Source organism: Kitasatospora sp. NPDC022785 (assembly GCF_055561295.1).
On record NZ_JBVHHB010000010.1, the window covers coordinates 66,684 to 80,267 of the forward strand.

Genomic DNA, 13,584 nt, shown 5'->3' on the forward strand with positions numbered 1-13,584 from the left:
TGCAGTTCGGCGCCATGCCGATCCGCACTGAGCCGCCGACAGCCTGAGCCGCTGAGCCGCTGACCCGGCAAACACCGGGCGGAATACGGCGGTCGGGGCCGGAGACCACCAGAGCACCGATCAGGACGGCGCAATCGGCGGACCACCGTCCACCCGGCTCTGGACCATTTCACCGAAATTCACCGGGCACCTCGGCACGCCGAAGGCTGCCCGAAAACAGAAAGCCGACATGAAGATCTCTCTCATAGCCCGTGGTTCATCCGTCGCAGCTCTGGTGACAACGGCCCTTGCGTTCGGCGCGGTTGCCGCCGCTCCCGCGGCCACCGCCGACCCCGGCGCCGCCGTGGCGAACCCGGCGAGCCCGTCGGCGGACGACCACCCCAGCCTGGGCCAGGGCGTCCCCACCTCCCAGCTGCGCGCCGACGGCCTGGCCGCGCCCCTCGCCGCTGCCCAGTCCATCACCCGCAGCGAGGTCCTCGGCCGCGCCGCCACCTGGGTGGACAAGGGCCTGGTGTACAACATGGGCGGCTCGTACCAGGGCTGGCGCACCGACTGCTCCGGCTATGTCTCCATGGCGTGGGGCCTGCCCGCTCCAGGTGAGGCCACCCCCACCTTCATCCCGTCCGGCGTCGCCCACGCGATCAGCAAGGACGAGCTGAAGCCCGGTGACGCCCTCAACAACCCCAACCCGGGCAGGTACGGCCACATCGTTCTCTTCGAGAAGTGGACCGACTCCTCCAAGTCGTCCTACTGGGGCTACGAGTTCAGCAGCACCGGCGTCCACCACCGGGTGATCCCGTACGCCTACTTCTCCCTTTCGGAGGAGTACCAGCCGATCCGGCTCAACTCCATCGTGGACGACGACCCGGCCCTCGCCTCCACCGACGACAGCTCCCGGGTCAGGGGCGATTTCGACGGTGACGGCCGTGACGACGTCGCGGTGCTGTACGACTACGGCAAGGAGGGCGACCGCAGCCACTCCGGCCTGTGGACCTTCACCGGCAACGGCACCGGCTTCAACTCCCCCAAGAAGGTGTGGGACAGCGGCGCGGACAGCTGGAACTGGGCCTCCAGCAAGGTGACCGTCGGCGACTTCGACGGCGACGGCAAGGCCGACGTCGGCGTCCTCTACGACATGGGCCGCGGCGACGACGGCCGCAACCGCAGCAAGCTCTTCACCTTCACCAGCACCGGCAACGGCTTCAACGCACCCGTCAAGGTCTGGGACAGCCAGGACGACGCGGTCAAGAGCTGGAACTGGACCGCCAGCAAGCCCCTCGCCGGCGACTTCGACGGCGACGGCAAGACCGACCTCGCCGTGGTCTACGACTACGGCCAGACCGACTCCCTCAACCGCACCGGCATCTGGACCTTCACCAGCACCGGCAACGGCTTCACCAGCCCGAAGCTCACCTGGGACAGCAAGACGGACGCCGTCAAGAGCTGGAACTGGACCAACAGCAAGGCAACGGTCGGCGACTTCAACGGCGATGGCAAGACCGACATCGGCGTCCTCTACGACTACGGCAAGGACGGCGACCGCAGCCACTCCGGCCTGTGGACCTTCACCAGCAACGGCACCGGCCTCAACTCCCCCAAGAAGGCGTGGGACAGCGGCTCGGACAGCTGGAACTGGGCCTCCAGCAAGCCCACCACCGGCGACTTCAACGGCGACGGCAAGACCGACGTCGGCGTCCTCTACGACATGGGCCGCGGCGACGACGGACGCAACCGCACCAAGCTCTTCACCTTCACCAGCACCGGCAACGGCTTCAACGCACCCGTCAAGGTCTGGGACAGCCAGGACGACGCGGTCAAGAGCTGGAACTGGACCGCCAGCAAGCCCCTCGCCGGCGACTTCGACGGCGACGGCAAGACCGACCTCGCCGTCGCCTACGACTACGCCCAGACCGACTCCCTCAACCGCACCGGCATCTGGACCTTCACCAGCACCGGCAACGGCTTCACCAGCCCGAAGCTCACCTGGGACAGCAAGACGGACGCCGTCAAGAGCTGGAACTGGAACAACAGCAAGGTCAGCTGACCACTCATCAGGTCGAACGGATTCAGGACATGATTCTTCCGATACGCGGGAAGCACAGACTCGTCAACGCCGCCACCGTGACGCTGGCCGCCGCCGGGCTCGTCGCAGTCCCCGCCGTCACGGCCCAAGCCGCGTCGGTCGCCACCTGGGACAAGGTGGCACAGTGCGAGAGCAGCGGCGACTGGAGTTACCACAAGGGAACGAACCTGGGCGGCGGTCTGCAGATCCTGCCGACCACCTGGGAGGAGTACGGCGGGAGGACATACGCGCCGTACGCCTATCAGGCCACCAAGGAGCAGCAGATCCGGATCGCGGAGAACGTGCTCGCCGTTCAGGGAGTGGTCGCGTGGCCGAACTGCTGGAAGCCGGCCGGCCTGACCGTCGACGGTGAACCGCCGTTCCCCGACGGCTCCACCGACCCGGACCAAGCCGGCGCCGACCGGACGACGGGCGATTTCAACGGCGACGGCAAGGCCGACGTGCGGTGCTGTACGACTACGGCAGGGACGGCGACCGCAGCCGCTCGGGCCTGTGGGTCTTCACCAGCAACGGCACCGGCTTCAACTCCCCCAAGAAGGTGTGGGACAGCGGCGCGGACAGCTGGAACTGGGCCTCCAGCAAGGTGACCGTCGGCGACTTCAACGGCGACGACAGGACCGACATCGGCGTCCTCTACGACATGGGCCGCACCGAGGACGGCCGCAACCGCACCAAAGTCTTCACCTTCACCAACACCGGCAACGGCTTCAACGCACCCGTCAAGGCCTGGGACAGCCAGGACGACGCCGTCAAGAGCTGGAACTGGAGCGCCAGCAAGCCCATCGCCGCCGACTTCGACCGGGACGGCAAGACCGACATCGGTGTCCTCTACGACTACGGACGGACGGGCGACGTCAGCCGAACCGGCATCTGGACCTTCACCAGCACCGGCAACGGCTTCACCAGCCCGAAGCTGGTGTGGGACAGCAGGACGGACGCCGTCAAGAGCTGGAACTGGGCCGCCAGCAAGGTGACGGTCGGTGACTACAACCTCGACGCCCTGCCCGACATCGAGGTGTTCTACGACTACGGGACGAGCGGGGACGTCAGCCGTACCGGGCTCTGGACCCTCACCGGCAACGGCAGTGGCTTCGACTCCCCCAAGAAGGTCTGGGACAGCGGCGCGGACAGCTGGAACTGGCACGCGATCAAGCCCTTCTCCGGGGACTTCGACAACGACGCCACGACCGACGTCGGCGTGCTCTACGACATGGGCCGCGGCGACGACGGCCGCAACCGCACCAAGCTGTTCACCTTCCTCGGCAACGGTGCCGGCTTCAACGCCCCCAAGAAGGTGTGGGACAGCCAGGACGACACCGCGGTCAGGAGTTGGAAGTGGAGTGGCAGCAAGGTCGTGGCCGGCGACTTCAGCGGCGACCGGCTGGCCGACGTCGGCGTGCTCTACGACTACGGCACGACCGATTCGGGCAACCGCAGCGCGCTGTGGACCTTCACCAGCACCGGTCTGGACTTCGCCGCCCCCAAGGTGGGCTGGGACAGTGCCGCGGACCAGGTCAAGAGCTGGCAGTGGGCTTCCAGCAAGCTCGGCTGAGCCTTTCCGCCGCACCGCAAGAGCGAGGTTCTGTGAAGGACGTCGAGGCTTCCGATCAGGAAGGGACACAGTGGGAATGGGAAAACTGAAACGCCGCACGGCCTGCGTGCTCGTGGCGGCCGCGGCCGCCTGGGCCCTGTTCACCCCGGCCGGGGCGCCTGCCCAGGCGGCCGGGAAGATCCGGGTCGCCGCCCAGGAGCAGGCCTTCCCGGCACCGGCTCTGCTGACCGAGCCGGAACTGCGGGTGGTGTCATGGAACATCTGTGGCGAGGCCGGCGGCAGTCGCGGGCAGGACGGCTTCTGCCCGTACCGCGCCGAGCCCCGGCAGAAGGTCGAACAGATCGCCCAGGTGGTCGCCGAACACGACGCCGACGTCGTCATGCTCCAGGAGGTGTGCGGCGAGGCGCCCGGCAGCCACATGGAGTTGCTGAGGACGGCGCTCGGCAGCGGCTGGTCGATCGAGCATGCGACGGGGGCCCGCCCGGACGGGACCGCCGGTTGCCGGAACGGGCTCAGCGGTGAGCTGGGGGTGGGCCTCGCGGTGAAGGGCCGCGTCACCGAGGTCACGTCGCCGAACACCGTGCCCGCGGGCGGTGACCGGCAGACCCTGCCCGTCCTGTGCGTCCGCGTCGAGGGCTGGACCACGCGGGTGTGCACCACCCACATCCTCGCCGACGGCTCCGACCCGCGGCGGTCGGGGCAGATCCAGAACGTGAAGAGCGAGATCTGGCCGGACCGGGGTCACGTCGTGCTCGGCGGGGACTTCAACATGTTTCCGGACAGCCCGGGGCTGAAGCCGATCTCGGACGATTTCGACGAGTGCGACCGTCGGTCCTACGGTGCCGGTGACGAGGTCAACGAGATCACCCATCACGCCTGGGACGACCGCAGCGGGCACGTCCTGCGCAAACGGGACCACATCTTCGCCTCCTGGGGCGAGGCCGGCACCCGGTTCACCGCCTGCGACGTGGACCGGTCCCGGATGGACACGTCCGAGAACCGGCCCAACAGCGGTCCGCCCACCGGCTATTCCGATCACGCCCCGATCATCGGCCACCTCAGGGCCCCCCAACACCTCGACGCGACCGGCGACTTCGACGGTGACGGGAACGACGACATCGCGGTGCTCCACGGCGAGGGCCGGTCCGCCGACGGACGTAACCAGTCCAGTCTGTGGCTCATCAACGGAACCGGTTCCGGCTTCGCCGCACCGCGCCGGGTCTGGGACAGTGGCGCGGACAGCTGGAGCCGGTCCTCGAGCACCCTGGCCGCCGGCGACTTCGACGGCGACGGCAAGGCCGATCTCGGGGTCCTCTACGACTACGGCAGGGACGGCGACCGCAACCGCACCGCGCTCTGGACGTTCAAGGGCGCCGCCCGGGGGCTGGAGGCGCCGCGCAAGGCGTGGGACAGCCAGGACGACCCCGTCAGGAGCTGGAACTGGTCCACGAGCGCGCCCGTGGCGGGCGACTTCAACGGCGACGGCAAGACCGACATCGGCGTCCTGTACGACTACGGCCGCACCACCACCGGCAACCGCACCGGCCTGTGGACCTTCACCAGCAACGGCACCGGCTTCGACTCCCCCAGGAAGGCCTGGGACAGCGCCTCGGACAGCTGGAACTGGAACGCCAGCAAGCCCGTCGCCGCGGACTTCAACGGCGACGGCAAGACCGACATCGGCGTCCTGTACGACTACGGCCGTACCACCACCGGCAACCGCACCGGCCTGTGGACCTTCACCAGCAACGGCACCGGCTTCGACTCCCCCAGGAAGGCCTGGGACAGCGCCTCGGACAGCTGGAACTGGAACGCCAGCAAGCCCGTCGCCGCGGACTTCAACGGCGACGGCAAGGCCGATGTCGGGGTCCTGTACGACTACGGCCGTACCGGCGGCCGCAACCACACGGGCCTGTGGACCTTCACCGGCAACGGTGCCGGCTTCGCTCCGCCGCGCAAGGTCTGGGACAGCGAGGACGCCGCCCAGAGCTGGAACTGGGCCGCGAGCAGGCCCCTGGCGGGCGACTTCAACGGTGACGGCAAGGCCGACATCGGCGTCCTGTACGACTACGGGAACGCGCCCAACGGCCTGAACCAGACCAGCCTCTGGAGCTTCACCAGCCAGGGCGCGGACTTCGGCGGACCGCGGAAGTACTGGGACAGCAGCGCACCCCGCTGAACCGGCCACCACCGACCCGCCACCGCCGGGTCCGGGCCCACCTCGGCCCGGGCCCGGCGGCCTCGTGCCGCTCACCGCCCGGCTGCCGGACCGCGGCCTCCTGGCAGCCCCGGCTGCAGCCGGGGCTGCCGACCCGCGATCAGCGCATCGGTCAGAGGCTCGCGAGCAGATCGTGGAGGGGAGCCGGCACCGGCGCGGAGTCGAGGGCCTCGACCAGGAGGCTGCCGTAGCGGATCTTGCGGCCCTTCTTCGTGCCGAGGAAGCGCCGCATCTGCCGCTGCGGGGAGCGGCCTTGGTGCGCGGGCTGGCGCACGAAGGTCTGCCAGGCCGGGAGGTCGCCCGCGGCCCGGACGATCTCCTCCACCCGTGCCACACCCAGCGAGCGGATGAGTTCGTCCTCTAGGTCCGCCGCGCACACGAAGAACCCTTGCCGCGGCGCGCCGGCCCTCTCGAGACCGCGCTCGTAGAAGCCCTGCTCCCCCTCGTCACAGAGCCCGGCGAGGCGCAGACCCAGCCCCGGCGGGCCGAGGAGGCCGGCGTAGCGGCCGATGCTCATCGCGCCACCCATGGGGATGACGCACACCCCTTCGGCGGGCAGGTCCCGGCCATAGCGCCCGGCCAGCGCCTCCACGGCCGCGAGGTCGCTCGGCCCTTCCAACAGCACCGCCGTCCGTACGCGCAGTCGCACGGCCAGCTCACCCGCCAGCTCACCCGCCGACTCACTCGTCTGCTCATCCGCCGGCCCACCGGGGCTGCCCGCCGCCCAGCTGGTGACCGCATCCCGGAACGCTCGCATGTCCGCCATGGGGCGATTTTGCTCCTGCGCGGACGGACGCGGTACGGATTTTTCGCCGGCCGCGTCTGCGGGTCCGCCCTCCGGCCCCGTCCTGAACATCCGCCCTTCCCCGTAGGGATATGCCGGAGGTCCGCCCGCCCCTGGGCGATCCGGGGGCGGGCGAACCGGGGGCGGGCCGCTCGGAGTCAGGCGCGGCAGCGCAGCATCGTCAGCGGCGGGTTGGCGGCGTAGTCGTCCCAGAACTCCTTGCCGTACTCGTGCACGCCGGCGGCGGAGATCTCCAGGGGGACCCAGGTGACCTCGCCGAATCCGGCCGTCCGCAGGCACTTCTCGTAGACCTCGCGGCTGGGCGGGTTCGCGACGAACGAGATCGGCGGGTCGAGAAGCGCGGTGATCCTCACACGCGGCCCGATCTCGGTTTCCTCGCCGAGTGATTCGCACAGGAAGCCGTACTTGGCCAGCGACGGCCCGTCGAAACGGAATTCCGGGCTCTGTACGAAGGCGAAGAACTCGGCCCCGTCGGCGATGCTCCGGTGGATGTTGCGACACATCCGCTCGATGGTGGCGACGTCCTCGGCGTAGTTGAAGAGCTGGACCGCGACCGCGATGTCGAAGCGCTGCTCGAAGGTGCGCAGCTCGGCGACGTCGCCGACCTCGTACTCCACGCCCAGCGGCTCGCTGTCCTCCAGGGCCCGGGCCGCGTCGACCATCGCCGTGGAGATGTCGACGCCGAGGACGTGGGAGGCGCCGCGGCGCTTGAACTCCCGGCTGTAGAAGCCGGTTCCGGAGGCCAGGTCGAGGATCGACCTGCCGTTCACGTCACCGACGAGGGAGAGGAAGCCGGGCACCTCCCCGTAGCGCGCGAGAGGGAGGGTCTTGAAGCCCTCGAACGCCTCGCCGATCTCGTCGTACAGCTGACCACTCATGTGCTGTTCCCCCTCTGTTCCTCTGGCGTCGGCCTTCGGGACAGGCCGCGGCCTCTGGCGGGAAGTCTCCCTCCCGTCGGCCGGGGCGTCGTACTGGTGGAACCCACAAACATGCAGCGGCTCCCGCCCGGCACGGACTTCGTGTTCGTACCGGATGAAAGCCGCCGGGCGCCGTCGAGTTGCCGCCGACAATGTGCGGGCGGCCACCGCTCCCGCCTCGGCGGCCGGCCTGCCGCGTCACCGCGGCCGGGGCGAGGGATCCGCCCCGCGGGGTGGCCGTGGAATGGCCCACCCGCCGTACGCGTTCCCTCCTATACCGACCGGGACGTATCGAAGGGGTGTGAGGACGTTGTCGCGTGCGACCGACGACACCGGGATCGAACCGCTGGTGACGGCCTGTGGGCGGCGGATCGAGGTTCGCCGACTCCGGCTCGGCGCAGCCGGACTGCGCCTCGGCCGGATCGCGCTGGCCGTCGGGCCCGAACGTGGCGGGACATCGAGGATCTGGGCCGGGCTGAGCCCGGCCGAGGCACGCGAACTCGCCCGGCTGCTGCTGGACCAGGCGGAGCGCACGGAGCACGCGGCATCGTCGTGAGCCGGGCGGGGCGCCGGAGGACGTCTACGGGTCACGCCGGAGGCGTGCGGGTGCGGTGAGCAGAGCGGTGGTGTCGGTCAGGTCCAGCAGCCGCAGGACCTGGGGTGAGGCTCCCGCCAGTACGAGGTCCTTGCCCGCCTCCTCGGCCAGCAGCCGCAGTTCCAGCAGGGCGTTGAGGCCGCCGCAGTCGCAGAACGACACGTCCTTCAGCACCACGTCCACGCCCGTGATGCCGTCCCGCAGCGCCGCGGTCAGCGCGTCGACGACCTCGGGCGCCGTGTCCGTGTCGATCTCGCCGCGCACCTCCGCACGGCAGCGACCCGCCCGGCCGGGCGTGAGCCGGATCGCCAGATCCGGCCCGGCGACCTCACCGAGCGGTACCGGGACCTCGGCCGGGCCGGAGGCCGCCGACGGGCGGGCGGTGGGCGTGTCCGCAGCCGGCCCCCTCTGCGGTTCAGCACGGTGCCCCGTGTGCCGTCCGTCCGGGCCTCCCGGAGCCGACCGCGGCCGGGAGACCTGGTCCACCGAGGGAGACAGGCTGCCACGGTCCGGGACGGTGCCCGGCCGGGGCGTTCCGTTCGCCTCGCCCGGGCCGGAGAGCGAGGTCCGGGAGTCGGGGACTCGTGGTGCGGTCATGGCGCTCACTCCCTTGCGATGTCGGGAGACTCCGGGCTGCCGGGGAGCCGGGCGCTGTCGGCGAACAGTCCGAGCAGCCCGGCGATCTCGTGGCTTTCCTCGGCGGGGTGGCGAAAGTGCGTGCCGCGTACGACCTGGTAGTGGTTGCGGCGCCCGCGCCGGGTGCGGGTGACGTAGCCGGCACTCTCCAGGTCGGTGACGATCGCCTGGACGGCCCGCTCGGTGACCCCGCACGCCGCGGCGACGTCCCGCAGGCGCACGTCCGCGTCGCGGGAGATCAGCAGCAGGACCCTGGCGTGCTGCGTCAGGAACGTCCAGCTGCTGCGCGACTCCTGGACCTCGGCCATGAAACACATTATATGAACCGAAATGCCGGTTTCCGCAACCCTGTTTCCGGCTTCGCCGCTGCGGAGGAGGCCACGATGTCCGGACCGCGACGGGATCAGAGGCGCTCCTCCATCCGAATGGCCCTCTTCAGATGTTCGTGCGCCTCGCCCCGCTTGCCCTCCTGCTGCTCCAGCAGGGCCGCGGCGATCGCATCGAGCTTGCGCTGGATCGCGTGCTCGGCACGGCGCTCCGCATTCTTCAGCAACGCCAGCAACAGCAGCGTCACCGCGCTCATCGCGTCACCGACCAGCAACTGCCAGCTCGCGGACCACCCCGCGACATGAGCCGCCACGAACAGGCCGACCAGTCCCAGACAGAGGGCGGCGAACAACGGCGAACTCGTGAAGTTCGACGCCAGCTCGGCCGCCTCCTCGAACCGGCCACGCCGCCCGTCGTCGCCCTTCTGCGCCGGATGCTGGAACGTCATGACCACTCTCCTCCTGCCGGTCCTCGGCCGGGTCGACCGGCCCTGGCTGGACCGGGACGACGACCCCGGCCCCATGAGTAGACCAAGGCCGCGGCCCGGATCCGGGCCAGGCGTCGCACCGCCACGCGGACTGTGATCCCCGGGGGGGCGGATGCGCCACGCCCCGACCCCGAGAAGGGCGGCTCGCCCACGCGGCCGGCCGTCGCCACTCCAGCCGGTCCTCCCCGGACGCCACCCCTCGACCGGTCACAGTTCGGCGGGAACGGAACGATCAGGCCACGCCCCAGCGGCCCGGAGGCGGCGGGACCGAGAACCCACCGGAGCGCACCATCCCTCCATGAATGTGTGCTCCCTGTGAAATTCACGTGTTCTGACCCCTTGTCAGGCCGATCATTCCTCCCTACCTTCGGGGGTCAGGACCCCGGCCCCATCGGGCCTGGCGGTCCGCGACGGGCGCAACCCGCGCCGTCGCCGGACGCACGACAAGACCTGGAGGCGTCACATGCCCGTAGCCATGATGGACGAGATCCGCGACGCGGGTCCGCTGGTGGTCGACGACGAGGCCATCGTGTTCGAGGACGACGACCGAAGCGACCACGACGCCACCGCGTGTCTCGCCGACCCGTGGGTGACCGCGACCACCCGCTTCGCCTGCGACTTCAACTCCTAGCGGTGACCGCGCCCATCGCCGGCCGCAGCGGATGGTCCGATGACACCTGGTCGTACCTGAACGATCCGCGGATGCCGGCGATGGAGCACGGTTGGAAGCTGCACATCTCGGCGCGGCCCGGCGACCTCGACGCCGTGACCGGCCTCGTCCTGCCGGTGCTCGCGCGCCACGTCTGCCACGCGAAGTGGGCGAGGAGTCCGGAGACCCTGCGGGCGATCAACTCCGGTGTGTCGAGTGCGGGCGCCGTCGGGAAGGCGATCACGGTCTACCCGGCACCCGGCACCGTCGTCGGGCTCGCCGACGTACTCGTCGCCCTGCTGCGCGACCGGGAGGGTCCGCAGATCGTCAGCGACCGGCGGGTCGATCCACGCTCCCCCGTCTACTACCGCTACGGGCCCTTCACGGGCGACTACCGGACCGGCCGGAGCGGGCGACTCGAGTCGGTCATGGTGGGTCCGGACGGCCGGGCCTTCGACGGCCTGGCCGCCGGTGCGTACCGCTGCCCGCCGTGGGCCGAGGACCCCTTCGAGAACCGGCCCGGGCACGGCGCCCGGCCGCAGTCCTCCCCCGGATTCGGCGACGGACGCTACCGGGTCACCGGCGGCATCGTGCGCAAGCCGCAGGGCAACGTCTACCGCGCGGCCGACCGGCTCACCGGGCTGCCGGTGGTCGTCAAGCAGGCCCGGGCCTTCGTGGCCGAGGACGAGTCCGGAGCGGACACCCGCGACCGGCTGCGCAACGAGCGGACGGTGCTGGCCGCGCTCGACACCGTCACGGGGGTGCCCCGCGCGCTCGACTACTTCCGGCACCGCTCGGACGAGTACCTGGTGATGACCGCCTGCGGCGACCGGGACCTGCGGCGGGACGTCCAGGAGAACGGCCCGTACCAGGACGACGAGGCCCGGCCGTCGCGCACGCTCCCCGACCTGGCCGCCCAGCTCCTGCGCGTCCTGGACGCCATCCATCTCCGGGGCGTGGTCGTCCGCGATCTCAAGCCCGACAACGTCGTGCTCGACGCCACGGGCCGGTGCCACGTGATCGACTTCGGGATCAGCGCCCTCGACGGCGTCGGTCCGGACGGCTCGACCCCCGGCTACAGTGACCCGGTCCGACGCGCGACCGGACCGGCCGAGCCCGCCGACGACTACTACGCCCTGGGCGCGACCCTCTGCTTCGCCGCCACCGGCATGGATCCGGTGATCGTCGACACGGACGCCACCGTCAACCGGGACCGCACCCTCGCCGGCCTGGCATGGGCGCTGCCCGGCGACGAGCACCGGCGGATCCGGGCCGCGATCGCCGAGTTGACGAGCTTCGATCCGGCCGTGCGGACCGCGGGCGCCGACCGGCTCCGTACGGGGGTGCCCGCGGCGTTCGAGCCGCCGGAGGCACCCCGGGCGTCCCGGGGTCCCGGCCGGGTCCGATTCGACGACGGCCTGCTCGAAGAGATCATCGAGCACACGACCGCGTTCTGCGTCGACGAGGCCCGCAGGATGTCCGACCCCGTACTCGCCGCACGCGCGACCATCCCGACGCCGGTCGACGTCTACCGCGGCAGCTCGGGGCTCGGCCTGGAACTCCTTCACCACCTCCACCGACACGGGGTGCGCGAAGCCGTCGACGCCCTCGCGCACTGGACGGCGAGCCAGTCCAGGAGCCTGTCACCCGGCTTCTACTCGGGCCGCACCGGCGTCGAGCTCTTCCTCACCGCAGCAGGGGCGACCCCGGACGCCGGGCACGGCGACAAGAACAAAGACGGGGAAGTGGACGGGCACCGGAGAGGGCCCCGAACGACACGACCGGCCGGGCCGGCAGGCCACCCGGCGCTTCCGACCCGGGGCCCGGACGGCGGACCACCGGAAGCGGACCTGATCGAGGGCGTCGCCGGAATCGGCGTCGGCCGCCTGCTTCTCGCCCGGCACGCCGTCGCGGACGACAACAGCCGGCTCGCCGACCGGCACCTCGCCGTCGCCGCCGAGTGTGACCGGATGCTGGCGTCCGGCAGGGCCCGGCTGACGCCCGTCGGCGCCGGCACCGTCGGCAGCGCCGCCCTGCGCGAAGGACTCGCGCACGGCGAGGCCGGGGTCGCCTACTTCCTGCTCGAGTACGCAAGCGCGACCGGGGAGCCGGCCGCCGTCCGCAGGGCCGGGCGGGCATGCGCGCAGCTCGCCGCCCTCACGCCGGGCATCGTCGCGGCGGCGACCGGCCCGGGGGCGACACGCCGCTACGGCTCGTGGTGCCGGGGCCTGGCCGGGATCGGGGCGGTGCTCGTCCGGGCCGCCGACCGCCTCGGCGAACCCGAGTACCTCGCCCTCGCCCAGCGGGCCGCGCGCACCTGCGCCGCCCTGGCGCCCCGCATGCCGCTGGTCACCCAGTGCTGCGGGCTGTCCGGTGTCGGGGACCTGATGGTGGACGTCGCCGAGGCGTCGGGGTCCGAGGAGTTCCGGGACGCCGCCGAGACCGTCGCCGCGATCATCCTGAGCCGCAGCGGCGGCACCTCGTCGCGTCCGGTGTTCCCGGACGCCGGGCTGACCGGGTCGAGCGCCACCTGGGCCGGCGGCTCCGCCGGCGTGCTCGCCTTCCTGAGGCGACTGCACGGCCGGGGCGGACAGCGGCTCGGCCTCATCGGCTGACCGGGCGGGGCGGAGCCGTCACCGCCCGGAGGCCCGGAGGCCCGGCCCTCCGGGCCTCCGATGGTCCGGCTGTGCTTGTGCGGAGTCGTCGGCCTGCGCCACGGCGCATCGCAGGTGTCGCGCGGGCCGGCCGCCGGCCTCAATGCCCGAGGAGGTGCCGGATCCGCCCGCGGCGCTCGGGTGCGGTCGGTCCGGCGGCCGCGCCGTCCCGTTCAGCGGCCTCCTGCTCGGACGTGACCTCCTCCCGGGCGGTGTAGGCGGCGGGCTCGACGGGTTCCGCCGGACCGACGGGTCGCGTCCCCGCGGTGTCCGCCTCCGCGGCCGGGTACGCCTGCGGACGCACCCGACGGTGGGCGCCGAGCCCGACCGGGCGGCGTGCCCGCCGGGAGAGGCCGATCAACGCCAGACCGAGGCAGAACAGCAGGGCGAGGGCGACGCCGGACAGGAAGACGGCCAGGCTGTTCATGACCACCAGGTCGTTGCCGAGAACGGTCACCTGGTAGTCCGGCCCGCCGGAGAGGTTGTCCGCGATCAACAGACCGGTGAAGGCACCGGCCGCGGCCATCAGCAAGAGTCCGAGCAGCAACATGTCGGGAATCCCTTCTCTCCGGTCAGGTTGTCGTCGAGCGCTTCTCTCCCCCCGCTACCTGATCGCGGCTACCCCGGTGCCCGCAGCCCTAACGCGCGCCGCCCCCCTCTG

The 13,584-nt window shown here is 71.3% G+C and carries 12 protein-coding genes; 6 read left to right on the forward strand and 6 right to left on the reverse strand.

What is annotated here, in order from left to right; genetic code table 11:
• Window positions 1-229: 229 nt before the first annotated feature.
• From ACZ3YO_RS18310 to ACZ3YO_RS18320, 3 genes are all read left to right on the forward strand, one after another.
• Window positions 230-2,044 (forward strand): C40 family peptidase, encoded by a 1,815-nt coding sequence (locus ACZ3YO_RS18310; protein WP_465570236.1) that lies wholly within the window; start codon window positions 230-232, stop codon window positions 2,042-2,044.
• 29 nt (window positions 2,045-2,073) lie between these two features.
• Window positions 2,074-2,670, forward strand: a complete 597-nt coding sequence (locus ACZ3YO_RS18315) for a transglycosylase family protein (protein WP_465570238.1) — start codon at window positions 2,074-2,076, stop codon at window positions 2,668-2,670.
• Between the two features lie 1,041 nt (window positions 2,671-3,711).
• Window positions 3,712-5,814, forward strand: a complete 2,103-nt coding sequence (locus ACZ3YO_RS18320) for an FG-GAP-like repeat-containing protein (protein WP_465570240.1) — start codon at window positions 3,712-3,714, stop codon at window positions 5,812-5,814.
• Between the two features lie 151 nt (window positions 5,815-5,965).
• Here the strand turns inward: ACZ3YO_RS18320 and ACZ3YO_RS18325 are convergent, their stop codons facing one another.
• Together ACZ3YO_RS18325 and ACZ3YO_RS18330 are read right to left on the reverse strand one after the other, a co-directional pair.
• The gene (locus tag ACZ3YO_RS18325; RefSeq protein ID WP_465570242.1) at window positions 5,966-6,619 is read right to left on the reverse strand and encodes a TOPRIM nucleotidyl transferase/hydrolase domain-containing protein; all 654 of its coding nucleotides are present in this window, start codon (window positions 6,617-6,619) and stop codon (window positions 5,966-5,968) included.
• A 176-nt stretch (window positions 6,620-6,795) separates the two neighbouring features.
• Entirely contained in the window at window positions 6,796-7,536 is a 741-nt protein-coding gene (locus tag ACZ3YO_RS18330; protein WP_465570243.1) for a class I SAM-dependent methyltransferase, read from the reverse strand.
• A gap of 340 nt (window positions 7,537-7,876) precedes the next feature.
• Between ACZ3YO_RS18330 and ACZ3YO_RS18335 the strand changes: the two genes are divergently transcribed.
• Window positions 7,877-8,131 carry a hypothetical protein gene (locus tag ACZ3YO_RS18335; RefSeq protein ID WP_465551783.1) on the forward strand — a complete coding sequence of 85 codons (255 nt, stop codon included), beginning with the start codon at window positions 7,877-7,879 and terminating at the stop codon, window positions 8,129-8,131.
• Between the two features lie 24 nt (window positions 8,132-8,155).
• Here ACZ3YO_RS18335 and ACZ3YO_RS18340 read toward each other — a convergent pair whose 3' ends face one another.
• From ACZ3YO_RS18340 to ACZ3YO_RS18350, 3 genes are all read right to left on the reverse strand, one after another.
• Window positions 8,156-8,767, reverse strand: coding sequence for an STAS domain-containing protein (locus ACZ3YO_RS18340; protein ID WP_465570245.1), 612 nt, complete (start codon window positions 8,765-8,767; stop codon window positions 8,156-8,158).
• A gap of 5 nt (window positions 8,768-8,772) precedes the next feature.
• The gene (locus ACZ3YO_RS18345; protein WP_465570246.1) at window positions 8,773-9,114 is read right to left on the reverse strand and encodes a helix-turn-helix transcriptional regulator; all 342 of its coding nucleotides are present in this window, start codon (window positions 9,112-9,114) and stop codon (window positions 8,773-8,775) included.
• 95 nt (window positions 9,115-9,209) lie between these two features.
• A complete protein-coding gene (locus tag ACZ3YO_RS18350; protein ID WP_465570248.1) occupies window positions 9,210-9,581 on the reverse strand; it encodes a low affinity iron permease family protein in 372 nt (123 codons plus the stop codon).
• A 502-nt stretch (window positions 9,582-10,083) separates the two neighbouring features.
• Here ACZ3YO_RS18350 and ACZ3YO_RS18355 point away from each other — a divergent pair.
• Both ACZ3YO_RS18355 and lanL read left to right on the forward strand, forming a co-directional pair.
• Window positions 10,084-10,251: an SflA family class IV lanthipeptide gene (locus tag ACZ3YO_RS18355; RefSeq protein ID WP_331741511.1), complete on the forward strand. Its 168-nt coding sequence runs from the start codon at window positions 10,084-10,086 to the stop codon at window positions 10,249-10,251.
• A 2-nt stretch (window positions 10,252-10,253) separates the two neighbouring features.
• The gene (gene lanL, locus ACZ3YO_RS18360; protein ID WP_465570250.1) at window positions 10,254-12,884 is read left to right on the forward strand and encodes a class IV lanthionine synthetase LanL; all 2,631 of its coding nucleotides are present in this window, start codon (window positions 10,254-10,256) and stop codon (window positions 12,882-12,884) included.
• Window positions 12,885-13,023: 139 nt separating this feature from the next.
• On the opposite strand, the gene ACZ3YO_RS18365 is transcribed toward lanL, so the two are convergent.
• Complete coding sequence (locus tag ACZ3YO_RS18365; RefSeq protein WP_465570251.1) at window positions 13,024-13,473, reverse strand: hypothetical protein; 450 nt, start codon at window positions 13,471-13,473, stop codon at window positions 13,024-13,026.
• Window positions 13,474-13,584 lie beyond the last annotated feature (111 nt).